Here is a 23,628-nt window from a genome sequence, read left to right on the forward strand (position 1 = left end):
GTTTGGTTTTGATTGTGGTCGCCATTAAAATAAAATGCAAAAGCCCTGACTCATCATCGGGGCTTTCTGCGTTTTTATCGAACCTTAAAGCTTATTGAGCAGCCGGTTTTGGCCAAACGTTGTTGCTTGGGTTAAAGTCAGGTAATGCTTTGTCGGGATCGTAGGTTACCGAGGTGATCTCTTCGGTTGATGGGTAACGGAACGTCCATACGGTGTTACGCTCCCAAACTTCGGCAGTGAATTTTACACGGTCTTTTTTACCGCTTTTGGTCACTATCTCTACCGTTACAGGCATTGCCATTTTCTCCAGGTTGTCCAGGGTAATGATAGCGCCTTTGGTCGCGTCGCCGCCAATGTATTTCACATCGCGTACGCCAACATCCAAACGCCAGTTGTTAACGAACCAGCCTCTCCAGAACCATTGTAAGCTTTCGCCGGCAGCATTTTCCATCGTGCGGAAGAAATCATCGGGAGCAGGGTGTTTAAATGCCCAGCGGTTGATGTAGGTCTTAAAGGCAAAGTCGAAACGCTCAGGGCCTAAGATCTGCTCGCGCAATAATGTCAAACCAAAGCCTGGTTTGCTATATAATAGCGTACCTGTGTTGTTCTCTTTCAAGTTCTCAGGATTGCTCATGATCGGCTCCAAGGTAGGGCGGGTGTAGCCATTAGCTAATTGTTGACCTGTAGGTGCCGGGCGGTTGAACTCGCCATTTAATGAGTAAGCAGTAGATAAGGTGTTGATAAAGGTGTTGAAACCTTCGTCCATCCAGCCGTAAAGGCGCTCGTTGCTACCCACGATCATTGGGAACCAGGTGTGACCGAACTCGTGGTCGATAACGCCCCAGCCGCCGCTTAAGCTACAGAAGATGATGCCCGGATACTCCATGCCCCCTGCTTTACCGGCAACGCTGGTAGCAGCAGGGTAAGGGTACTCGTACCATTTTTTTGAGTTGTATTCAACCGATGCTTTAGCCATTTCGGTAGCGCGCTCCCACTGGGCACGTAACGATGGGTTAGCCGAAATAGACTCGACAGGGTAAGCCGATATAGCGATAGACTTTTTACCGCTTGGCAGGTTGATCTTAGCTGCGTCTACGACAAAGGCTGCTGATGCACCCCATGCACAGTCGCGCGCATTCTTGATCTGGAAATGCCAGGTCAGGTCTTTTTTGCCCGTAGGGCGCGATCTTGGGTCAGTCACCTCGGCAGCGCTACGGATCATTACCGTTTTGTCGCTTTGGGCGGCTTGTGCCCAACGTTTTTGCTGCTCGGCGGTGTACACTTCGGTCGGGTTCAATAACTCGCCAGAGCATACAATGATGTCTTTAGCGTCGGCAGTGATCTTGATATCGAAATCGCCGTACTCGCAATAGAACTCGCTCTCGCCGGTGTAAGGCAGTGTGTTCCAGCCAACGATATCATCATACACGCATACACGCGGGTACCATTGCGCAAACTGGAATACTTTACCATTTTTAGATTGGCCACGGCCATCACCTTTCAGGATGATACCCATACGGTCAGATCCGTAATCAGGAGATATGAAAGAATACTCGATCTGTAATTTCAATTTACCGCCGTTAGCTTCCAGTTCTTTCGGAAGGAATATCTGCATGCGGGTATCATCTATCAGATATTTAACATCGGTAGCTACGGCGGTTTTGCTGCCTTTTGCGGTTGTCAATAACTTAACCGACTTGATCTTGTTGCCGGCATCAAAAACCTGGCCCTGGCCCCAGTTGCGGCTTTGCGGTATGCCTTGAGAATTTAACGGAACTTGTTTGTTACCGCGCGAATCTTGCTTAAATAAGTTCTGATCCAGCAGCATCCAAATAAAGCCCAGCTTTTGCGGGCTGTTGTTGGTATAGGTCATCACCTCGGTGGCGGTAACCTCGTTGGTCTCGTCGTTCAGCTTGGCCGACAGATCGTAATCTACACGTTGCTGCCAGTATTTGTGGCCCGGCGCGCCATCGGCTGCACGCTGGTCGTTACCGTTCTGGGTGTAAAAAAATGGCTTCCAAAGCTCGTGATAGCTGTAGTTGGTTGCAGGGGCATTGGGGTCTGCTACGTTTTGGGCACGTCCGGGCGCTGCTACGGGAGCGGCCGGCGGGGTAGTTTGCGCGTTTGCAGCAAAGGTACCTGCCATTAAAGCCAGCGACAGACCGGCTACCAGGTTAAGTTTCATAATTAATAGAGAGTTTGTTAAATGTTAAAACAATAATACACTTTATCAACCATAAAGCCCAGCCCCGTAAAACGATCGTTACAACCTATTTAGACTACCTTTTTTGTAGGAAATGGGTGGCATAAGTGGCCTCGTCGAAGCCAAAGAAAAGGAAACCGCCGTCCTCAATGACCGGGCGTTTGATGATGCTGGTCTTCTCTTGGAATAGTTTTAAGGCAGCTTCGGCACCGGTGATACTTGCTTTAGTGGCTTCATCAAGGCCGCGATAGGTCAAGCCCTGTTTGTTCATCACTTTTTCGTAGCCGGCTTTGTCGGCCCACTCGTTCAGTTTATCGGCGCTTACGCCCAGTTTTTTAAAGTCGTGAAATTCGTAAGCGACGTTGTTAGCCTTGAACCAATCTAAAGCCTTTTTAACCGTATTGCAGTTGGTGATACCATAAACTTTCATACGGCAAATCTATTAATTCCGCCCGCTTGCGGCATCATCGTTATTTATGCCCCGCTGATTTTTTTTGATCTCGGTATTCAGTCTGCCAAATTTGTAGTTGAAACTGATGTTGAACGTGCGATAAAAAATATTACTGGTGCTGGCGTTATCAAAATCATCGGTACGATAGCGGAAATCCAGTTTTAGGAATTTGCTGAACGGGTTGTTAGCATTTACCGCCACGCTGAGCGCTTTATTAAAAAAGTCTCGACTCACGTATAAGCCCCCGCCTAAAAAGTAATTATCACGACCTTGCAAAAATACGTAGCGGCTATCAAAGTTCACGTTCATGCCTATGCGGGTGCGGTCGTTAACCTTGTAATTATAATTGGTAAAAGCATGTCCCTGATAACCTGCATTGGATAGCAGCTGACCGTTATAATAGCCATTCAGCCAAATGTAGAGCAGTTCCAGGTTCAGATTAGCCGTCAGGCGTTTGGTGATGGGGTAATTAATGCTGGCATCTAATCCGGCTTGCCTGAATTTGCCCAGGTTGGCAAAGGTGTTGGTGGTGACCGTGCCGTTAACGGTGGACAGCGTTTGGATGGTATTGTTGGCGAACGAATAGCTGGCCATGATATTTACGTTTCCTTTTTTGGCGTTGTTGTAAGCCAGCTCAAAATTATTGTTCACCGCCGGGCGCAAAGCCGGGTTACCCTGACTGATCTGTTGCGGGTTACTGCTCTCGGGAAAAGGGTTCAACTGGTTGATCACAGGGCGCTGGATGCGACGGGTAAAGCCAAAGGTCAAACCTGTGCTCGCTGTCAATATTTTTTGCATAGATATGGAAGGCACCAGATTATTATAGGTGGTACTGAAGTTGCCGCCCGTGGTGTTGCTGAAGTTAGCTACTATTACGGTGCGCTCGAACCGTGCACCGCCCTTCAATACCCACTTAGGGTCGAATTTGTAGGTGTATGAGTTATAGGCGCTGTACACATCCTGGTGATAGTCGAAATTATTGGTCCGGTCAGGGTCGTTCACATAATTACCTCCGGTGGCCTGTTGCTCGGTAATAAAATTACTGAAGTTGTTGCGCAGGATCATTTTGCCACCGGCCTCAATGGTCAGTTTGGTAAGCGGGTGCAGGTAATCAATCTGGGTGGTATATTCTTTAGACCCCGACTTATTATCCTGACGAAAATTCGGCGTGCCTAACTGCCCAGTACGGATATCATTGAACAGACTATTATCCACAACAAGATATTTATAGGACACGGTCAGCAACTGCTGTTTATTCCGCTTAAAACCTAATTGATAGTTCAAACCCATATCCATCCCGCGGCCGTTGCCTGTGCCGCCGCTGGTCACGTTGTAGGCTTGGGTCAGGGCGTTGGCAGCATTATATTGTTGGGTGAACTGATCATTACCCTGTCTGTTATCATTGTTAAAAGCGTTGACCATGCCGGTGAGCAGGTTTAGCGAATCTATCTCATAACTCAATTCGGCATTGGCATAGGTGTTCTTATTTCCCGCCGACTTAAAACCGGTCTGGTTGACAGAGGTGCCTGCCTTAAGGTAATTGGTGTTATCTGTAAAATCGGTACCAATGTAGGGGCGTTCGTTAGATCCTGCAAAACCGTTAATGCCGAATTTGCCCTGCTTAACCGTGATACCCACATTTGCCCGGTAGCCAAAAACAGAATTGTAACCACCACTTACCGATCCGTTATAACCCTGCGCGCTATTTTTGGTAGTGATGATATTGATGATACCAGCCAAACCCTCCGCATCGTATTTAGCAGGCGGCGTGGTGATCACTTCTATCCTTACAATATTAGATGCCGGCATGGCCTTCAAAATGTCGGCAGGGTTACGCGCCATAAGCGCCGACTCTTTGCCGTTCAGTAAGATCCTATAATTTCCGCTGCCCCGCATGGTGATATTGTCCTGTGCGTCTACGGCAACTAATGGCACTTTGCGCATCATATCCAAAGCGGTTATGGATCGGCTTTCCGGGTCGGCGGCCACATCGTAACTCATACGGTCCACTTCCTGTTTCATTAACGGCTTTAACCCGCTTACCGAAACTTCTTTAAGTTGACTGTTTGATGGCGACAACATAATGTTGCCCAGCTTTACATCCGCGTCGCCCTTAATGCTGATGGTCTTGGTTTGATAACCTACATATATTAAAGATAGCTGACAAGCTTTTTGCGGCATGTTAATTATGGCGAACGTCCCGTCATCTTTGCTCAGCGTGCTTTTAGCCGGCTGTCTGGTGGCTGCATCGATCAATGCGATGGTAACATAACCCAAAGGTTTGTTAGTGGCTGAGTCGATAGCAGTGCCGCTGACATTAATGCCCTCCGGCGATGTTTGGGCAAGGGTGGTCGCTGATATCAGGCAAAAAATAGCAAGTAAAGCTTTGTGCATAAAAATGGTATTCGCGCTTATAGACAGCGCAAGTTGCAAAAGCGTTACAGGTTATTTTTTTATTTAACATTGTTTAACCGGGGGGAGTAGCTTACGAATTACCCCTTGTGAAAGAACCTGCAATTTGCACTGCCACTGCTTTCCCCTAATTTAGGGGAAGACCACGGATCCTGCTTTGGCACTGACGTTGCTAAGGGTAAATGGCGTGGGTGGGATAGGAGTGTTAGCCGAGTGGGTTATATTCCTTATAAAAGAACCTGCAATTTGCACTGCCACTGCTTTCCCCTAATTTAGGGGAAGACCACGGATCCTGCTTTGGCACTGACGTTGGTAAGGGGTAAATTGCGATCAATGACATCTATGTAACCCACACGTAATTTAAAGTATCTGCCCACACCTGCTATCAACCCGAACCAAAAATTGATTAAGTTTGCCGGATGGAACAAAATTTATTTGTTTACAATACATTAACCCGTACTAAAGAGCAATTTAAACCGCTTAATGCCCCGCACGTGGGTATGTATGTTTGCGGCCCTACTGTTTACAGCGATGCCCACATGGGTAACGCACGTACCTATATATCATTCGATCTGATCTTCCGTTACCTTAGCCATTTGGGTTTTAAGGTGCGCTATGTGCGTAATATTACCGATGCCGGTCACCTGGAAGGTGATGCCGACGAGGGTGAGGACAAAGTATCTAAAAAAGCCAAGCTGGAAAAGCTGGAGCCGATGGAGATCGTGCAGCGCTACACAGTTGGCTTTCATGATGTGATGAAGCAGCTGAACAACCTGCCGCCAAGCATCGAGCCGACCGCTACCGGGCACATCATCGAACAAATAGAACTGGTAAAAGAGATCTTGAAAAGTGGATTGGCTTACGAGGTGAACGGTTCGGTTTACTTTGATGTGGAGCATTATAACCAACAGCAAAAATACGGTGTGCTGAGCGGCCGTAATTTGGAGGATATGCTGAACAACACCCGTAACCTGGGTGGCCAGGAAGAGAAACGCGGCAAACTGGACTTTGCCCTGTGGATAAAAGCCAAACCTGAACACCTGATGAAATGGCCATCGCCATGGGGTGTGGGTTTCCCGGGCTGGCACCTGGAGTGCTCGGCCATGAGTAATAAGTACTTGGGGCATAAGTTCGATATCCATGGTGGTGGTATCGACCTGGTGCCTACCCACCATACTAACGAGATAGCGCAGAACATGGCCAGTTGCGGTGAGAACCCGGCAACTTATTGGGTACACACCAATATGCTGACGGTGAATGGCCAAAAAATGAGTAAATCATTAGGCAATAGCTTTTTGCCGCATGAGTTATTCAGCGGTGATAATAAGATCCTGAACAAGGGCTACAGCCCAATGACGGTGCGCTTTTTTATGCTGCAGGCACACTATCGCAGCACACTGGATTTTGGTAACGAGGCCATGGAAGCATCCGAAAAAGGCTTTAAGCGCCTGATGAATGCCTACGGGCTGATCGACGGACTGAAAGCGTCGCCGACCAACGAGACCGATATTGCCGCGCTTAAACAACGTTGCTATGATGCCATGAATGATGACTTTAACAGCCCTGTGCTGATCGCAGAACTGTTCGAGGCATCGCGCATTATTAATTCGGTACATGACGGTAAGCTGAAGATAGATGCTGATAACCTGGACCTGCTGCAAAAATTAATGAAGGAATTTATTAACGATGTGCTTGGCCTGCAAAGCGAGATAGCCGCCAATGATGACCTGCCAAAGGTAATGGACATGGTAGTTAACCTGCGCCGCGAAGCAAAAGCTAACAGCGATTACGCCACATCTGACAAGATCCGGAACGGTTTGCAAGCCATTGGCTTTCAACTAAAGGATAGTAAAGAGGGTACCACCTGGAATAAAATGTAATATGAAAAGGAGCGGCCCGCCGCTCCTTTTTTGTTGGTTGTCCATTGCAAATTTGTTTTTAAGGTGTCATGGTGAGCCGCGTCGAACCATGGTGCGGGGGACTTACACTATGCGAGTAGCGACCTTGCATTGCGATGTGGCCCACACACACATCGCCCTTCGACAGGCTCAGGGTGACATCCCTTTGTTTTATGTCGACATCAAGTTTCGATGGGGGCTAAAAACGATTAATAATGCAATGATCAGCAACGCCGGGCGTTAAAGCCGCGGGTGTGTTGATAATAAAAATAAAACAAGCTTGCCTGTGTTGCGTTTAATGGCTGATCAGTGTCCCGAACATTTTGAACAACATTTATAGCTTAACAATTATTACTAACTTGCCCCGGGAAAGCCGTTAAGGCGCCCGATACATCGCAAAAACATCTGCTGTCCGGCCACGCCCGGCGGCCCTTATGAAAACAAAAACATCGAAATGAAACGTTCTATTTTAACCGTTACCTTACTGTCGGCCTGCATTTTTACGGCATCGGCACAAAGGCCTACTGAAGTTGCCAAAGTACAGACCGTAGTTACAGCCGAAGAAAATTTTGCCAAGACTGTTGCCCGCAAAGGCATTAAAGATGGCTTTTTAGCTAATGCCGATGCAGAAGGCATCGTTTTTAAACCTGATGCTAAAAACATCAACGATTTTTATGCCGGCATAACCAAACAACCCGGCACCATGACCTGGTCGCCTAAATTTGCCCGTATATCGGCGAACGGCGATCTTGCTTTCACCGCCGGTCCGTACGTTTACGATGCCGATTCTAAAAAAGAGGACGACAAAGTTTACGGCGATTACGTGTCGGTATGGCGTAAAGATGGCGAAGGCCGTTTAAAGTTGCTGATCCAGGTAGGTGTACAGCACCCCGAGCCTGATGCTGCGGTAATGATAGATATGAAAGACCCTGACACCGCTATGCGTAAAGCGCCAAGCAAAGATCCATTTAGGGGTAAAGGCGTGATCATGGATAACGATAAGACATTCAATTATTCACTGACCAAATCGACCTTGGGTACTTATAAAGAATTTTTTACCCCTGCGGGCCGCTATTACTTCCCGGGTTACGAGCCGGTGACCGGTATCGATAAAACGATGAAGTTTTTAGATAACGAGGCTATCAACATTGCTGCCGAAACCGTCAGCGCCGGCCGTGCCAACAGCGGCGATCTGGCTTACAGCTACGGTAAAGCCCGTATAAAAAAAGGAAATATCGTGAGCAATTTTTATTACCTGCGTATTTGGGAGCTTGATGCCAAAAGCAATTGGAACGTATTGACCGAGATCTTCTCGGCCGTAGAGCAATAAAAATTATAATTGCAGGGGCTTTGGTCCTAAAAAGGCAGGTTATCAGGTGTATAAAACTTGGTAAGCTGCCTTTTTTGTGAAATTAACTTCCGAATTTTTCGATAATTGAAAAATATTATTGCTTTTATTCGGGTTTCATTAAAAATACTTTATAAATTACCCTAAATTTTCAATAAACGGACTATCGTAGTATGCAGGGATCAGGCTATTTTAATGAATATAATGCCATTGACGGCGTTTGGGACGAGATGTTCGGAGCCGATTCTGAAATTCGTGAGCATTACAGCAAGGTGATCAACTATTTGTCGCAAGAGTCGCCAGACGAATTGAAGCAAAAGGAGGATCTTGCCAAGCGCTTGTTCATGAGCCAAGGCATCACCTTTACGGTATATAACAGCGGCGAGGGTATCGAAAAGATATTTCCGTTCGATATCATTCCGCGTATTATCACCGCCAGCGAATGGGCATTTGTAGAGAAAGGCATTAAGCAACGCCTTACGGCGCTTAACCACTTTTTAAAAGACGTTTACCACAATCAGTTCATCATTAAGGATGGCATCGTCCCGATAGATATTGTTTACTCGTGCCCGCACTTTTTGCGCGAGATGTACCAATTACAGGTGCCTTATGATATCTATGTGCATATTGCCGGTATAGACCTGATCCGTGATCATGACGGTACTTTTTATGTGTTAGAGGACAATCTGCGCACCCCATCGGGTGTGAGTTATATGCTGGAGAACCGCGAGATCACTAAGCGTTTGTTCCCCGATCTGCTGCCGCAATGTAACGTGCGCAGTGTTACCGAATATCCAACTATCCTGTATAAGAACTTGATGTCGTTATCGCCAAGGGCTGTAAGTAACCCAACTATTGTGTTGCTAAGCCCGGGTATTTATAATTCAGCTTATTTTGAGCACACCACACTTGCCCGTTTAATGGGTGTGGAACTGGTAGAAGGCCGCGACCTGGTAGTAGATAACCATAAGGTGTACATGAAAACCACTAACGGCATGCAACAGGTAGATGTGATCTATCGCCGTGTGGATGACGAGTTTTTGGATCCGCTGGTGTTTAATCCATCCAGTATGTTAGGTGTGGCCGGTTTGATGGGTGCATACCGCAAAGGTAACGTGGCTATTGTGAATGCGATAGGTAACGGCGTGGCCGATGATAAAGCGGTTTACGCTTACGTGCCCGCCATGATCCGTTATTACCTTAACGAGGAGCCGATCCTGAAGAACGTACCCACCTATCAATTAGGTATCCCCGACGAAAAGGAATACGTTTTTGCCAACATAGACACAATGGTGGTAAAAAAGACGAACGGGAGCGGTGGTTACGGGATGCTGATGGGCCATGCATCGACCGAGCAAGAAATAGAGGATTACAAGAACGAGATACTAAAAGAGCCGCGCAATTTTATCGCGCAGCCGACCATCAGCCTATCAGCAGCGCCATGTTACATGCATGGCGAACTGGCACCACGCCGTATCGACCTAAGGCCATACGCGCTGTGCGGCCCTAACGGCATCGAGATAGTTCCCGGCGGTTTGACCCGTGTGGCCCTGAAAGAAGGTTCGCTGGTGGTGAACAGTTCGCAGGGTGGCGGTAGTAAGGATACGTGGGTGTTGGGGAGTTAAAAAGGTCCATGGTCCATAGTCAATGGTCCATGGCAGAAGAAAAGTTCATGGTCGATAGTCCATGAGCCATATAAGGAATATGTTATTTTAAGAAAACGCTATGGACTATCGACCATGGACTATGGACTAAGAAATGTTAAGCAGAGTAGCAGCAAGTTTATATTGGAGTAGCCGTTATATTGAGCGTAGCGACGGTCTGTTGCGTATGCTGAAGATAAACTACGCGTCGTCGCAGGATGCGGTGCAGGGTTTTACCTGGGAGCCTATGATGCGCCTTTACACCGGCGATGATCACGAGGCTGTGATGGAAAAATTGGGTAATGATAGTAGGGCAGTATTAAAATACATGATCACCTCAAAGGATAATCCTAACTCTATCCTTAACATCATTACCATGGCGCGTGAAAATGCCCGTGGCGTGCAGGAACATATTACCAAGGATCTTTGGCAATGCCTTAACGAGTATTATCATACCGTGAAAGATACCAAGCTGGATCGTATGCTGCAACGCGAGGATCCGATCGGTACGCTGGATATCCTGATCAAGCAGGTGATGCTTTACTACGGTACGGTAGAGATAACTATGGAGCGTGGCGAAGGCCGTAGCTTTATGAATATTGGCAAGTACCTGGAGCGGGCTATTCAGTCGGTGGATATTTTGGATACCAAATTCAATACGCTGAATGATAACCCGGAATTGCTGACGGATACCACGTATTGGAAGCATCTATTACTATCGATAGGCGGTTACGAGTTGTACCTGAAGACCTACCGCTCGGGCTTTGAGGCCAAGAATGTACTGGAGCAGGTAGCGTTGAATAATGATTTCCCCCGTTCGGTGATCTATGCGGTCAACCATATCCAACGATATTTTGAGCGCTTGAAGGGCGACCACGAGCGCGAGGAGTTCCGCCGGATGTCGTTCCAGATCGGCCGTTTGCAAAGCCGGATCAAGTACAGTTCGGTCAACAGCATCCGCGAAGAAGGTTTAAGCCCGTTCTTAAAACTGATCCGCAGCGAACTCTACGGCATAGGTAATGCCCTTAACGAAAACTATTTTGGAAATTATTGATCTGCTGCAGATCTGCAATTTAACAACCCAACATGCCCGAGTTTAAAATACAACATATCACTAAGTACACCTACGATGGCCTGGTGCGCGACAGCGCTAACCAGATCATTCTGTACCCTATACAAGATGAGTTTCAGAACGTGACCAAACACGAGCTGAAGATCACCGGCGACGCACCTGTAGACACTTATATCGACTATTACGGTAACAAGGTAGGCAGCTTTACGCATCGCGATCCCCATAGCCAACTGATCATCAGCTCGCAACTATGGGTGGATACTAAAGCACGTGCCTTGCCAACCAATGATATTTTCCCGCAGCAGCAGTGGAAGGATTACGAGACCTTAAAATACGTTGTCCCATACATCGATTTTTTAAAGCAGGAATATTTTGATGGACAGGCCGAGTTAAAGGCGATAGTTGACGCGGTGCTCGATACTGCTGATACGCCGTATCAGGCAATACTGAAGTTCAGTAAGTATATTTTCGATAACTTTAGCTACATCAAAGGTGTAACCACGGTAGAGAGCACGCTTGACGATGTTTGGAAACTGCGGGCCGGTGTTTGTCAGGATTTTGCCCACATTCTAATGGTGATGCTCCGCCTGATCAATATCCCGGCGCGTTATGTAAGCGGCTACATTTGCCCTAACCAGAACGGCATGCGTGGCGAGGGTGCTACCCACGCCTGGGCCGAAGCTTACCTGCCCGATTATGGCTGGCTGGGCGTAGACCCGACCAACAATGTGGTAGTTAACGATACCCACGTTAGATTGGCTGTCGGTCGTAATTTCTCTGATTGTTCGCCGGTGAAGGGTACTTATAAAGGTCAGTATAGTCACAGGCTGGAAGTTGCTGTATCGGTAGGCTACCACAAAGACGGCCAAATGACCGGGACCGAGATCGTAGAGGTTTTCGACGAGCCGATCATCAAACCCATAACGCCGGACCTGTCTAAGAACAGCTATCAGCGTTATATGGAGATGATCCAACAGCAACAGCAACAACAGCAATAGTTTGCAGGGGCGGTTTTTTGTTCGCAGTTCGTGGTCGACGAGTCGTTTTGTTGGTTAGGTCATCTACAGTCGAAGTAGTTCGGTCTTGCGGTTTTTAAGGTCGATATAGACGTGGGGTTAACCAAAAAGGTTTATCCTCTATCGATTTTTTAATTGCCTGATAATCAATAGTTGCAAAGTGTATATGGTGTATACACCCACACTGTATACACCTACACAGCTACTTTTTAGACAGTGCTTTGATCATATCCACCAACCCTTCATCCTCGATAATGCGCATGCCTAAGCGCTCGTGAGATATGCCGGGCTTTAATTTGTAGGTGTAGATGGCTTTGCCGTCGACCAGGTCTGTACTCAGGCAGTTAAAAAAGATATTATCCGCCGACCGTAATTCATCGGCTACTTCCACAATGTGGGTCGATATCATAAAAGCCGAACTTTTTACTTCGGTAAATGCCTTTACGATCTCCAGCGAAGCATCGTAAGCATCCTTCACATTGGTCCCGCGGAATAGCTCATCAAAGATCACCAGCAGTTTGTTTACCGTGCCTATCTTTTGGGCTACTTCTTTTATACGCAATACCTCGCGGTAAAAGTGACTATGCCCGGCAACGATATTATCCGACAGGTTAATGGTGGTGAACAATCCATTAAAAACGCTGGTCCGCATAGCGGTAGCAGGTACCGGGAAACCTAACTGAGCCATGTAAACGCATACCGATATGGACTTTAAAACCGTAGACTTACCCGCCATATTGGCCCCGGTAATAAAGCAGAGATTTTTGCCGCTATCGAATGTAATATCGTTAACTGCCGGCTTGCTCACAAAGGGATGGTAAAATCCGTTGAGGTTAAGCTCGGGTTGTTCAGTATCAATAAACTCCGGATAGCAGAAACCATATTGCCGACCGGTGAAACCTACGGCGTAAAACACATCGACGGTGTAAAGTGAATTCAAGAAATGCCTTACCGCCTCAACTTTAGTATTTCGGAATATGCGGTCGAGTTTATCGATATCAAATTTGCTCAGATCGCTAAGATGTTGGGTCGCGACCGGGATGGCTTTGAGCAGGTCCTCCGTTTGTTCGCGCAGTAATTTTAATGGGGCAGGTATATCATGCTGATGTTTCTCGAAAGATAGTTCCACCTTTTTGATCAGCTTAAATAGCAAACGCACCCCGCGACTGATGACGTAGTGCTGGTTTGTTGGCTTTACCCAGTTCCGCACACGATCATTAATTACTTTGAATTTCGACGCAGCGGTGTCGTTTTCCTGGTCGATGTAAAAGCTGATGAAATCGGCTTCCTCTTTATGAAGTGAGATATGCAGATCGGTCCGGTCGAAATAACGGATGGCGGCAGCACGGGCACGTATGGCATTGATATCGGTGAGCGGTTTGGCAAATAGCTCTTTAAGTTTAACCTGCCCGCCAATAGTGATGGGTTTAAAAAGGTCGATAATGGCAGGTTGGCCGTTTATCCCGGTCAGGGATAGGTCCTGCAATGTTTGCTGATCTGTTTGGAATGATGACATGCTTAAGGTTGACCCTTAAACAGTTTTAGCAGCGATTTATTGTGTTACTCGTCATCCTCTTGCGTGCTTTGACCAAAATGCAGGATGTTGCCATTATTATCCAAAATACTGAACTGGCGCATACCCCGATCCATCTGTTGCAGATCGCCACCGTTAGGGTGGATAACGCCATGCGGTTTGTATTCGGCATACAGGCTGTCCACATCGCTCACGTTCACGTAGCAGCCGGTGTTCTCGGCTATCTTGCGGTCGTCGGCAGGCCATAGATGGATGTTGACACCATCGCGACTAAAGATCAAATAACCGTCCCAGGCCGAGTGAAAAGTGAAGCCCAGTTTTTCGGTGTAGAATTTTATGGTCTCTTCTTCATTTAACGAGGCAAGGATGGGGATGGCGTAGTTGAGCATAAATAAGACAGTTGTTGATGATATTTAACAAAACCGAATAATATTTTATTAAGATAGAGATCTTGTAACAAACTTGTTAGTGCTTATTGCAAAAATTGCAATAAAGATCCGTTAAATTCGCTGATCACTTAATTAACTGACTGCAAAATGAAAAGAAATTTACTTCTATCTTCTTTATTGCTGGTTGCGGGTTTAACAAGTACTGCTTTTGCGCAGGAGCCTGTTGATGCTGCAATGAATGCAAAGATCCGCGAGGAAGGCCTTAACCATTCGCAAGTAATGGACATCGCCTTTAACATGACCGATGTATTAGGTCCGCGTTTAACTAACTCTCCGGGTTTAAAACGTGCGCAAGAGTGGGCTGTTAGCCGCCTTTTATCGTACGGTTTGGTTAACGCCAAGCGCGAATCATGGGGACAAAAATTTGGTAAAGGCTGGGAAGTTCAAAAGAATTATGCCGCTATCACCGTTCCTTACTACCATGCTATCATCGCTATCCCTAAAGCCTGGACAGCCGGCACTAACGGCCCTATCCGCGGCGAGGTTGTATTGGTGAAAGCTGATACCATTACCGATCTGGAAAAATACAAAGGCAAACTGGCCGGTAAGATCGTAATTATGGAAGCTGCCGGTTTAGCTCCTGAGCGTGCTATCCGCGCCGACATGGCCCGTTACTCTGATGGTCGTTTAGATACCATGAATAAAGAAGCATTTGCTCCGCCGCGTGCTTTTGGTGGTGGCGCCGGTGCTCCGGGTGGCCGTCGCGGCGCTGCAGGCGGCCAAGGCGGTAACCCTGCTATGATGGCTGCTATGCGTGCGCAAAGGATGCGCCCGATCATTGCTAACTTCCTGAAAAGCCAGAACGTAGCGGTGATCCTAAGCCAGGGCCGTGGTTCTGATGGTACCGTGTTCACTACTAATGGTGCATCTTACCGTGACACTGCTCAAATTGCAGGTGCCGAGTTAGAGACCAGCACTGAGGATTACCAACGCATTTTACGCTTGGTACGTGCAGGTCACAGCGTACAAATGGAAGCCGACATCAAAACTCAATTCTTTACAGATGAGTTAGAAGGTTACAACGTTGTTGCCGAGATCCCGGGTACTGACAAGAAATTGAAAGAGCAGATCGTAATGGTAGGCGGTCACTATGACTCTTGGCATGCAGGTACCGGTGCAACTGATAACGCTGCCGGTAGCGCTGTGATGATGGAAGCTGTACGTATCTTAAAAGCTATTGGTTACAAACCAAAACGTACTATCCGCATTGCTTTATGGAGCGGCGAGGAGCAAGGTCTGTTCGGTTCGCGCTACTATGTGGCTAATCACTTTGCCGATCGTGCCGATATGAAATTAAAGCCGGAGCACTCTAAATTATCAGCCTATTATAACCTGGATAATGGTACCGGTAAGATCCGCGGTATCTATCTGCAAGGCGATACAGCTACCCGCCCTATCTTCCAGGCTTGGTTAGCTCCTTTCAAGGATATCGGTGCATGGGCTGTAAATGCTAACAACACGGGCGGTACCGACCACCAGTCTTACGATGGTGTTGGTCTTCCGGGCTTCCAGTTCATTCAGGATGGTATGGACTATAACACCCGTACCCACCACAGTAACCAGGATACTTATGATCGCTTAGTTGAGGCTGATCTTAAACAAGCGGCTACCATTGTAGCATCATTTGTTTACCACACCTCAGAACGTAAGGATATGATCCCGCGTAAAGCGTTACCTACCCCTCCGCCGGCGCAAGCTGCAGGTGGCATGGGCAGATAATATTTCTGTATCACTAATTCACTTGAAAGAGGCATCCGCAAAACGCGGGTGCCTTTTCTGTTTTAAAGCGGTGCTGATAATAATTTGCGGCCTTCAAAAACTTTTAAGTTTTATTTGCATTATATAAACTAAATATTTAGTTTTGAATATGCGGATCAGGATATACATCCGCCAAACCAATTATACGATATGACCACGTTAAAAATTTTCCACCCAAAGATCTTTACTTGCCTTACCGTGGCAGTAATGGCATGTAGCACATTGGTACCGACGCAGGCTTTTGCACAGGTTAAAAACACCACTAAAAAAGTCCCGCCACCGCCGCCATTACCTGTCATCGATAAATTGCCGCAGTTTCCCGGCGGGCAACCTGCATTTTATACTTACCTTCAAAACAACATCAAATATCCTGATAGCGCAAAGAGGAAAAATATCAGCGGCAGGGTGCACCTAAGTTTTTTTGTGGAGACCGATGGTAACCTTAACGAGTTAACCGTATTGAGAGGCATAGGTGCGGGCTGCGATCAGGAAGCGTTGCGCGTAATGCGTAACTCGCCTAAGTGGGAGCCGTCAATAAAAAATGGCAAACCTGTAAGGGCTAAAATGACCGTGCCAATAGCGTTTACATTGGCGGGAAAGAAAAGCCCGGCTGTTAAAGCGCCCACAACCAAGCTTACAGTAAATGGTAAACAGGTGTACACCGCACCGGAGCAGTCGGCCGAATTTCCGGGTGGTATCCAGCAGTTTTACAAATATCTGGCTAAAAATATGAACTACCCTGAACTTGCCCGTAAAAATAACGTGCAGGGAAAAGTGTTTGTAACCTTTGTGATCAAAGATGATGGCAGCATCACAGATGCAAAAATAATACGGGGCATTGGATCGGGCTGCGACGAAGAAGCGCTAAGAGTACTGCTTAAAGGGCCTAAATGGAACCCGGGCATGCAAGGCGGACAAGCGATAAACCAGCAATACACCGTGCCGTTCAGTTTTAGCCTGGCAAAAGGATAATAAGATATCTGCAACCTAAACCTTATTTATCTGCCTCCCGCCTAAGGGCTGTTAGTTTATGTACAGGATAGCACTAACAGCAGAAAGGGCAGGGTGTAGAAGGCCGTTTTACCGGGATGGTAGGGCGGCCATTTTTATTATTTATCAAGCACAAAGTTTATTGGCACTGTAAATCGCTGGCGTACTAATGTGCCGTGGCGCTCGCCGGGTGCCCAACGCGGGCATTGGCTTAATATCCGCGCAGCTTCTTCGGCCATAGCGGCATCAGGTGATCTTAGGATACCGATATCGTTTACAGCCCCGTCTATCCCCACTACAAAGGTGATAAAAACCTTTCCCTGTGTACCTTTTAGCCTGGAGGACTGCGGATACCTCATGTTATTGCCAATAAAGCGGTATAGGCCTTCGATCCCCATTCTAAATTCGGGTGCCTTATCCGGCTGTGTGTAATTATGCTTGGCGCTTTGGCGGTCGGTGGATAAGCCGCTTACAAAACGCCCGTTGTCAAACTCTTCGGTATAAGTCAGTCCGGCTGCATCATTAGTACCGGTCCATGTACCGTGTTTTAGCCCGTCGGCAATAGGGCCCTGCTCAATGTCGAACAGGGCATCTTCCTCGTTCAAGAACCGCTCGGGACCTAATTTGGCGTTGCGTAGCGGCAGGTAAGTGACATAAGTACCATTCCCGTTAACTGTTAACGCTTTGCCGTCGCGGGCATTACAGGTCAGTATCCTGGTAAGGGTATTGTTGTCGGCATCATAGCTGAGTTCTTTAACAAGGTAGACTTGACCGTCGGGATAATAGATGGTCTCCATTGCCGGCTTGCGGTCTTTATAAATAATAGTTTTAAGGGGCTTGCCGGATAAGTAGTACTCCGTAAAATCTATATCAGGTACAATAAATTGGGGGTTACTGGTTTTACCTGAGCGGTAGACCTCGCCACTTGCAAATACTTCTTTAAAATCGCAAGTGCCGCTCGCCGGATCTTTTGCACTAATGCTGCAAACCAGTAGCGCACTATCCTTATTAGTAGTACGTGTTTGGTCGGCTTTTAAAAAATAGGTCTCTTGTGCCTCGCACGTTAACGATGCAAAGAGAAATAAAGTAAGGTAAAGGTTTTTCATTGTGATGTTTATTGCCGATCCTATTTGATCAGCTTATTATCATTATCGGGGAAAATGAGTATCGGCTCGTAAGCGCGGGCCTCGTCCTGCTCCATGTAAGCGTAGGACATGATGATCACCACATCGCCAACCTGAGCCAAACGTGCAGTAGCGCCGTTAAGGCATACGGTACCGGTGCCGCGTTCGCCTCTGATGACATAAGTTTCAAAGCGTGCGCCGTTGTTGTTATTAACGATCTGCACTTTCTCGTTCGGGATGATATTAGCCGCCTCGATCAGGTCCTCATCAATAGTGATGCTGCCCACATAATTCAACTCCGCCTGTGTAACCCTAACCCTGTGAAGCTTCGACTTTAATACCTCAATTATCATGGTGCAAAGGTAGTATTTTATTTAGTCGATGGTCAATAGCCAAAAGTCCGCTATCCGTAAAAAAATGCAAACCAAATTTTGACCATCAAAGTTCCGACTATGGACTATGGACTATGGACTATGGACTATGGACTATGGACTATGGACTATGGACTATGGACTATGGACTATGGACTATGGACTATGGATTAAACGATCACATTATCTATCAACCTCGTCTTGCCCACCTTTGCCGCCACCAAAGCCACTATCCTAGCCGACTTCTCGTCGGCCGGCTTCAAAGTATCGCCATCGGCAAGGGAAAGGTACTCCAGGTCCACACCTTCTTGTTTTTTGATCATCAGCGCGGCTTGCGCTCTTACCGCTTCCATTTTAGCAGGGGCAAAATTGTCTTTTAGCCAAAATAAAGCCTTTGACAGGATGAGTGCGCGTTGCCTTTCTTCGGCCGATAAATGCACATTGCGCGAACTCATCGCCAGGCCATCAGGGTCGCGCTGGATAGGGCACATAATTAGCTTTACAGGCAGGTTCAGTACACTAACCATTTTGCTGATCACTAAAAATTGCTGGTAATCTTTCTGTCCGAAGAGGGCAACATCGGGCTTAACAATGTCGAACAATTTAAAAACCACCTGGGTGACCCCTTGGTAATGACCGGGACGAAATTCGCCCTCGAGTAAAAATTCAAGCTCGCCCAGACCTAAATGCCATTGCTCATTATCGGCATACATCTCGTCCACTTCGGGATTAAAAAGTATGTCGCATCCGGCATTGGTAAGTTTCTCAATATCAGCCTCGATCGGGCGGGGGTATCGCTCAAGATCCTTAGGGTCAGTGAATTGTGTTGGGTTTACAAAGATGCTGCTTACTACAATGTCGGCATTTTGTTTAGCCAGCGCTATCAATGACAGATGCCCCTTATGCAGCGCGCCCATGGTAGGTACCAGGGCTATAGACCTGCCTTCGGCACGCAACATTCGCAGTTGCTGCAGAAGCTGTTTTTTTAGCTTAAAAAGTTTCAAATCAACTAAAATTACAAAAAGTGGGCTAAGTTGTACAATTGTTCCTAATAATGCAAACACTACTTGCAGTATCCATTGTAAATTGTTAGAATAATGCTTATATTTGCACACTCAAATTTTTTGAGTTCCATAGTAAATTTAAAAACACCGATAAAGATGGGGAAATCTAAGCTACTGTTTATAACTCATGAAATGTCTCCTTTCCTTGATATCACAAAGATCTCTGAAATAACCCGCCAGCTTCCTCAAGCTATGCAGGATAAAGGTTTCGAGATACGTATCCTGATGCCGCGTTTTGGCAATATCAACGAAAGGCGTAACCGTTTGCATGAGGTTATCCGTCTGTCAGGGATGAATATCATTATCAACGATAACGATAACCCGCTGATCATTAAGGTAGCTTCGATCCCTTCGGCACGTATGCAGGTATATTTCCTGGATAACGACGATTATTTCCAACGCAAGCATGTATTTGCCGATAAGGATGGTAAGTTTTATACCGATAACGACGAACGCATGATCTTTTTCTGCAAAGGCGCTATCGAAACGGTTAAGAAATTGGGCTGGTCGCCGGATATCGTTCACTGCCACGGCTGGATGAGCGCTTTGGTGCCTGTGTACCTGAAAACTACTTACAAGGATGATCCAACCTTTAAACACTCAAAAATAGTTTACTCTATTTACGATAAAGGTTTCACCGAGCAAATGGATGCCGAGTTTGCGAATAAGGCCATCATGAACGAGATGACCGAAGAGCACGTGGAAGCCTTTAAACCTGGCAACGCCGAGGCGCTTGATGCAGGTGCGATCAAATACTCTGACGGTATTGTTTTAGGTACTGCCGATGTAGCCGCCGAAACGTTAAATAATGTTAAAAACAGCCAAAAACCCGTTTTAGAGTTTGCCGACACCGCCGAATTCGAAAATTATTACAATTTTTACGACGAGATAACCAATGAGGAATTGGTGCAAGTAGGATAAGTTTTTTAGCGCGTATGAAATTTTTCAGAATAGACTTATTGACCCTGTTAATAAGTCTTTTTATTTTAAGTGGTTGCAAAAATCAGGATGGTATAGGCCTTGCGCCCGAACAACCTTTGAGCGGCTCGCTGTATGTGGATACCAATATCATCGTTAACACCGAAAAGGAGGATGATATTTACACCACCAGTTATATCAAGACACCTGTAGGTTTTTTAAAAGACCCCGAGTTGGGTACCACCGGGTCCGACGCAGCATTTGCGCTTAATTTGCCCGGTACCGTTGCTTACACCATCCCCACCGGAACCATCACCGTAGATTCGGCCGTATTGGTGCTGCGTTATAACGGCGATTTTTATGGCGACTCGCTTACATCAAGGTTTAAGGTTAATGTTTACCAGTTGAATGAGCGACCTTTGGTCACTAACAATTATTTTAGTAGCTACAATTGGGATTACCGTAAAAGCATACTTCTGGGTTCGCGCACGTTCAGTGCAAGGCCACGTACGCCGTTCAAAATAATGGATGTTGTTAAAGGAGGTGCCGATACGCTTAAGCGTGTACCTGCCCATATTAGGGTGCCAATAGATCCGGACTTTATTAAGAACAATTTTTTTGGGGCCGATCCATCTGTATTGTCATCTAATACATTATTCCAAAATTACATCAAAGGTTTATATGTAGCAGCCGACTCATTGCAAGCGGGCAACGGCGGCATGTATGCACTTACGCTCGACTCGAGCAGTGTGGCAGTATATTACCGGTCAAACACCGGTGGCTTGTTAGATACCGGTTTGGTGGCATTGCCGGTCGGTCACCACGCGTCGCGCATCACCCACAATTTTAGCGCGCCTGTTAAAGCTGCTTTGGCTAACAAGACCACTACCAGCAGCACGTTTTACATTCAGGGTGTTTTGGGTTTGCGTACCAGGATACAGTTCCCTAACCTGGCCGAGATCAAAGCAAAGGCAGGCGGTGATATCGTGATCAACCGTGCCGAGTTGGTGATCACACCCAATGCAGGCACAACGATTCCTTTCAGGCCGATACAAAAGATAACCATGTATGGTTTGGATCTGGCCAAGCAACGTATCCTGCTGCCCGATGCTACCGGTGCCTCGTCAACAAGTTTGGCGGATCCGCGCTTTGTTAGCGTTACAGCTTTTGGTGGGTACTATGGCGCTTATGCGCAAAGCCCTAACGAGTACCATTTTGTGATCACCGGCTTTATTCAGGATCTGATGAGCGGTAAGCTAAAAGATAACGGTACTTACCTTGGCGCGGTAGATGCAAGTAATTTTACATCGGTAGATTATTTGGCTGCACCGCAGGCCTTGGGCCGGTTGGTTGCCGCGGGGACGGTCACCGATAAAACATCGCCGAACTTTAACGGCAAAATTAAGCTGAATGTAATTTACACCAAGCTTACCAAATAAAATAAGATCCCCGCCAAGGGGATCTTTCATTTTATATACTTTTACAAAATATGACCCGGGTCTTTCGTTCCGGGTTTTATGGTTAAATAAATATCCTATCTATGTGTGGAATTGTAGGTTACATTGGGCATAGGGATGCCTATCCCATCATCATTAAAGGCTTGCACAGGCTCGAGTATCGCGGGTACGATAGCGCCGGTATAGCCCTGATCAATAAAGACCTTAAGGTTTATAAAAAGGCCGGCAAAGTAGCTGATCTTGAAAATTTTGTTAAAGACATTAACGTTGGCGGTACCGTTGGTATGGGCCACACCCGTTGGGCCACGCACGGCGCACCAAGCGATCGTAACTCGCACCCGCATTCATCGGGCGACCGCAAGCTCACCATCATCCATAATGGCATTATCGAGAATTACGCTACGCTTAAAGAGGCCCTGCAAAGCAAAGGCCACGTCTTTAAAAGCGATACCGATACCGAGGTGCTGATCCACTTGGTAGAGGACATCCGTAACGAGACCGGCCTGGAGATAGAAGAAGCGGTGCGTATAGCCCTGAATAAAGTTGTTGGCGCTTATGCCATCGTGATCATGAGCCAGGACCATCCTGATCTGCTGATCGCGGCCCGTAAAGGCAGCCCGCTGGTGATCGGTGTGGGTAAAGGCGAATACTTTATCGCATCCGACGCGACGCCTATTGTAGAGTACACCAAAAATGTGATCTACCTTAACGATAACGAGGTGGCCTATATCCGCCGCGATGATCTGCTGGTGAAGAATATCGACAACACGGTACAGATCCCTTATATCCAAAAACTGAACCTGCAATTAGAGGCCTTAGAGAAAGGCGGCTATGATCACTTTATGTTAAAAGAGATCTACGAGCAGCCCCGCTCTATTCGCGATTGTATGCGCGGACGTATCTACCCCAACAAAGGCCTGGTGCAATTGGGCGGTATTAAGGAATACGTTGAGAAACTGAAGAATATCGACCGTATCATCATTGTAGCCTGCGGCACATCATGGCATGCCGGATTAGTGGGTGAGTACCTGATAGAGGAATATGCCCGTGTATCGGTAGAAGTTGAATATGCGTCGGAGTTCCGTTACCGCAATCCCATTATATCCGAGAAGGACCTGGTGATCGCCATCTCCCAATCGGGCGAGACGGCCGATACCATGGCCGCTATCGAGTTGGCTAAAGAGAAAGGCGCGACCATATTTGGTATCTGTAATGTGGTTGGCGCGTCTATTCCACGCATTACCCATGCCGGCGTTTACACCCACGCCGGTCCGGAGATAGGGGTGGCATCTACCAAGGCATTTACTGCCCAGGTCACCGTGTTGACCCTGATGGCTTTCTACATCGCCCAGCAACGCGGTACCATCACCCAAAGCAAATTGATAGAATACCTGACCGAGTTGGACGAGGTGCCGGCATTGGTTGAGCGTGCCCTAAAGTCGAACGATCAGATCAAAGTTATTGCCGAGAAATTTAAGGATGCAGCTAATTTCCTATTTTTAGGTCGTGGTAGCTCGTTCCCGGTGGCTTTAGAAGGGGCTTTAAAGCTTAAGGAGATATCCTACATCCACGCCGAGGGTTATCCTGCGGCCGAGATGAAACACGGCCCTATCGCCTTGATCGACGAGAATATGCCGGTGGTGTTCATCGCTACCAAACATTCATCGTACGAGAAAGTGGTGAGTAACATACAGGAAGTTAAAGCACGTGGCGGACACGTGATCGCGATCGTAAGCGAAGGCGACACGATTGTTCGTGATCTGGCCGAATACGTGATAGAGATACCGCAAACAGGCGAAGCTTTTGTGCCGCTGCTTGCCACAATTCCGCTGCAATTATTGTCTTACCATATAGCCGTTATGCGGGGTTGCAACGTGGATCAGCCGCGTAACCTGGCCAAATCGGTAACGGTAGAATAAA

18 protein-coding genes are annotated in these 23,628 nt (G+C 47.1%); 10 read left to right on the forward strand and 8 right to left on the reverse strand.

Annotated elements, in window-relative coordinates; translation table 11 throughout:
• Positions 1-91: 91 nt before the first annotated feature.
• The 3 genes from IRJ16_RS18095 to IRJ16_RS18105 all read right to left on the reverse strand — a co-directional run bounded on the left by IRJ16_RS18095 (position 92) and on the right by IRJ16_RS18105 (position 5,048).
• Complete coding sequence (locus IRJ16_RS18095) at positions 92-2,185, reverse strand: M1 family metallopeptidase (RefSeq protein ID WP_194113050.1); 2,094 nt, start codon at positions 2,183-2,185, stop codon at positions 92-94.
• Between the two features lie 94 nt (positions 2,186-2,279).
• On the reverse strand, positions 2,280-2,633 hold the full coding sequence (locus tag IRJ16_RS18100) for a Spx/MgsR family RNA polymerase-binding regulatory protein (protein WP_194113051.1): 354 nt from the start codon (positions 2,631-2,633) through the stop codon (positions 2,280-2,282).
• 12 nt (positions 2,634-2,645) lie between these two features.
• The gene (locus IRJ16_RS18105) at positions 2,646-5,048 is read right to left on the reverse strand and encodes a TonB-dependent receptor domain-containing protein (RefSeq protein ID WP_194113052.1); all 2,403 of its coding nucleotides are present in this window, start codon (positions 5,046-5,048) and stop codon (positions 2,646-2,648) included.
• A 437-nt stretch (positions 5,049-5,485) separates the two neighbouring features.
• On the opposite strand from IRJ16_RS18105, the gene cysS reads away from it, so the two are divergent.
• From cysS to IRJ16_RS18130, 5 genes are all read left to right on the forward strand, one after another.
• Positions 5,486-6,946 carry a cysteine--tRNA ligase gene (cysS, locus tag IRJ16_RS18110; protein WP_194113053.1) on the forward strand — a complete coding sequence of 487 codons (1,461 nt, stop codon included), beginning with the start codon at positions 5,486-5,488 and terminating at the stop codon, positions 6,944-6,946.
• A gap of 472 nt (positions 6,947-7,418) precedes the next feature.
• Complete coding sequence (locus IRJ16_RS18115; protein ID WP_194113054.1) at positions 7,419-8,294, forward strand: Cif family virulence factor; 876 nt, start codon at positions 7,419-7,421, stop codon at positions 8,292-8,294.
• A 191-nt stretch (positions 8,295-8,485) separates the two neighbouring features.
• The gene (locus IRJ16_RS18120) at positions 8,486-9,937 is read left to right on the forward strand and encodes a circularly permuted type 2 ATP-grasp protein (RefSeq protein WP_194113055.1); all 1,452 of its coding nucleotides are present in this window, start codon (positions 8,486-8,488) and stop codon (positions 9,935-9,937) included.
• A gap of 133 nt (positions 9,938-10,070) precedes the next feature.
• Positions 10,071-11,009, forward strand: a complete 939-nt coding sequence (locus IRJ16_RS18125) for an alpha-E domain-containing protein (protein ID WP_194113056.1) — start codon at positions 10,071-10,073, stop codon at positions 11,007-11,009.
• Between the two features lie 32 nt (positions 11,010-11,041).
• Positions 11,042-12,025, forward strand: coding sequence for a transglutaminase family protein (locus IRJ16_RS18130; protein ID WP_194113057.1), 984 nt, complete (start codon positions 11,042-11,044; stop codon positions 12,023-12,025).
• Positions 12,026-12,245: 220 nt separating this feature from the next.
• Here the strand turns inward: IRJ16_RS18130 and IRJ16_RS18135 are convergent, their stop codons facing one another.
• Complete coding sequence (locus IRJ16_RS18135) at positions 12,246-13,559, reverse strand: MutS-related protein (protein WP_194113058.1); 1,314 nt, start codon at positions 13,557-13,559, stop codon at positions 12,246-12,248.
• 44 nt (positions 13,560-13,603) lie between these two features.
• Complete coding sequence (locus IRJ16_RS18140; RefSeq protein WP_194113059.1) at positions 13,604-13,966, reverse strand: bleomycin resistance protein; 363 nt, start codon at positions 13,964-13,966, stop codon at positions 13,604-13,606.
• Between the two features lie 147 nt (positions 13,967-14,113).
• Between IRJ16_RS18140 and IRJ16_RS18145 the strand changes: the two genes are divergently transcribed.
• Both IRJ16_RS18145 and IRJ16_RS18150 read left to right on the forward strand, forming a co-directional pair.
• Positions 14,114-15,745, forward strand: a complete 1,632-nt coding sequence (locus IRJ16_RS18145; RefSeq protein ID WP_194113060.1) for a M28 family metallopeptidase — start codon at positions 14,114-14,116, stop codon at positions 15,743-15,745.
• A gap of 189 nt (positions 15,746-15,934) precedes the next feature.
• The gene (locus tag IRJ16_RS18150) at positions 15,935-16,756 is read left to right on the forward strand and encodes an energy transducer TonB (protein WP_194113061.1); all 822 of its coding nucleotides are present in this window, start codon (positions 15,935-15,937) and stop codon (positions 16,754-16,756) included.
• Between the two features lie 137 nt (positions 16,757-16,893).
• Here IRJ16_RS18150 and IRJ16_RS18155 read toward each other — a convergent pair whose 3' ends face one another.
• The 3 genes from IRJ16_RS18155 to panC all read right to left on the reverse strand — a co-directional run bounded on the left by IRJ16_RS18155 (position 16,894) and on the right by panC (position 19,273).
• Positions 16,894-17,880, reverse strand: a complete 987-nt coding sequence (locus IRJ16_RS18155) for an energy transducer TonB (protein ID WP_194113062.1) — start codon at positions 17,878-17,880, stop codon at positions 16,894-16,896.
• Between the two features lie 20 nt (positions 17,881-17,900).
• Positions 17,901-18,251, reverse strand: a complete 351-nt coding sequence (gene panD / locus IRJ16_RS18160) for an aspartate 1-decarboxylase (protein WP_194113063.1) — start codon at positions 18,249-18,251, stop codon at positions 17,901-17,903.
• Between the two features lie 188 nt (positions 18,252-18,439).
• Positions 18,440-19,273, reverse strand: a complete 834-nt coding sequence (gene panC / locus IRJ16_RS18165; protein ID WP_194113064.1) for a pantoate--beta-alanine ligase — start codon at positions 19,271-19,273, stop codon at positions 18,440-18,442.
• 156 nt (positions 19,274-19,429) lie between these two features.
• Between panC and IRJ16_RS18170 the strand changes: the two genes are divergently transcribed.
• From IRJ16_RS18170 to glmS, 3 genes are all read left to right on the forward strand, one after another.
• On the forward strand, positions 19,430-20,254 hold the full coding sequence (locus IRJ16_RS18170; protein ID WP_194113065.1) for a glycogen/starch synthase: 825 nt from the start codon (positions 19,430-19,432) through the stop codon (positions 20,252-20,254).
• Positions 20,255-20,268: 14 nt separating this feature from the next.
• A complete protein-coding gene (locus IRJ16_RS18175) occupies positions 20,269-21,690 on the forward strand; it encodes a DUF4270 family protein (protein ID WP_194113066.1) in 1,422 nt (473 codons plus the stop codon).
• A gap of 101 nt (positions 21,691-21,791) precedes the next feature.
• Complete coding sequence (gene glmS / locus IRJ16_RS18180) at positions 21,792-23,627, forward strand: glutamine--fructose-6-phosphate transaminase (isomerizing) (protein ID WP_194113067.1); 1,836 nt, start codon at positions 21,792-21,794, stop codon at positions 23,625-23,627.
• Position 23,628 lies beyond the last annotated feature (1 nt).

Source organism: Mucilaginibacter myungsuensis (genome assembly GCF_015222005.1).
Classification (GTDB): Bacteria; Bacteroidota; Bacteroidia; order Sphingobacteriales; family Sphingobacteriaceae; genus Mucilaginibacter; species Mucilaginibacter myungsuensis.

Excerpts from the sequence above, each read along its gene's own strand:
- IRJ16_RS18095 (WP_194113050.1), bottom strand. The coding sequence starts at position 2,185 with ATGAAACTTAACCTGGTAGCCGGTCTGTCGCTGGCTTTAATGGCAGGT.
- IRJ16_RS18100 (WP_194113051.1), bottom strand. The coding sequence starts at position 2,633 with ATGAAAGTTTATGGTATCACCAACTGCAATACGGTTAAAAAGGCTTTA.
- IRJ16_RS18105 (WP_194113052.1), bottom strand. The coding sequence starts at position 5,048 with ATGCACAAAGCTTTACTTGCTATTTTTTGCCTGATATCAGCGACCACC.
- cysS (WP_194113053.1), top strand. The coding sequence starts at position 5,486 with ATGGAACAAAATTTATTTGTTTACAATACATTAACCCGTACTAAAGAG.
- IRJ16_RS18115 (WP_194113054.1), top strand. The coding sequence starts at position 7,419 with ATGAAACGTTCTATTTTAACCGTTACCTTACTGTCGGCCTGCATTTTT.
- IRJ16_RS18120 (WP_194113055.1), top strand. The coding sequence starts at position 8,486 with ATGCAGGGATCAGGCTATTTTAATGAATATAATGCCATTGACGGCGTT.
- IRJ16_RS18125 (WP_194113056.1), top strand. The coding sequence starts at position 10,071 with ATGTTAAGCAGAGTAGCAGCAAGTTTATATTGGAGTAGCCGTTATATT.
- IRJ16_RS18130 (WP_194113057.1), top strand. The coding sequence starts at position 11,042 with ATGCCCGAGTTTAAAATACAACATATCACTAAGTACACCTACGATGGC.
- IRJ16_RS18135 (WP_194113058.1), bottom strand. The coding sequence starts at position 13,559 with ATGTCATCATTCCAAACAGATCAGCAAACATTGCAGGACCTATCCCTG.
- IRJ16_RS18140 (WP_194113059.1), bottom strand. The coding sequence starts at position 13,966 with ATGCTCAACTACGCCATCCCCATCCTTGCCTCGTTAAATGAAGAAGAG.
- IRJ16_RS18145 (WP_194113060.1), top strand. The coding sequence starts at position 14,114 with ATGAAAAGAAATTTACTTCTATCTTCTTTATTGCTGGTTGCGGGTTTA.
- IRJ16_RS18150 (WP_194113061.1), top strand. The coding sequence starts at position 15,935 with ATGACCACGTTAAAAATTTTCCACCCAAAGATCTTTACTTGCCTTACC.
- IRJ16_RS18155 (WP_194113062.1), bottom strand. The coding sequence starts at position 17,880 with ATGAAAAACCTTTACCTTACTTTATTTCTCTTTGCATCGTTAACGTGC.
- panD (WP_194113063.1), bottom strand. The coding sequence starts at position 18,251 with ATGATAATTGAGGTATTAAAGTCGAAGCTTCACAGGGTTAGGGTTACA.
- IRJ16_RS18170 (WP_194113065.1), top strand. The coding sequence starts at position 19,430 with ATGGGGAAATCTAAGCTACTGTTTATAACTCATGAAATGTCTCCTTTC.
- IRJ16_RS18175 (WP_194113066.1), top strand. The coding sequence starts at position 20,269 with ATGAAATTTTTCAGAATAGACTTATTGACCCTGTTAATAAGTCTTTTT.
- glmS (WP_194113067.1), top strand. The coding sequence starts at position 21,792 with ATGTGTGGAATTGTAGGTTACATTGGGCATAGGGATGCCTATCCCATC.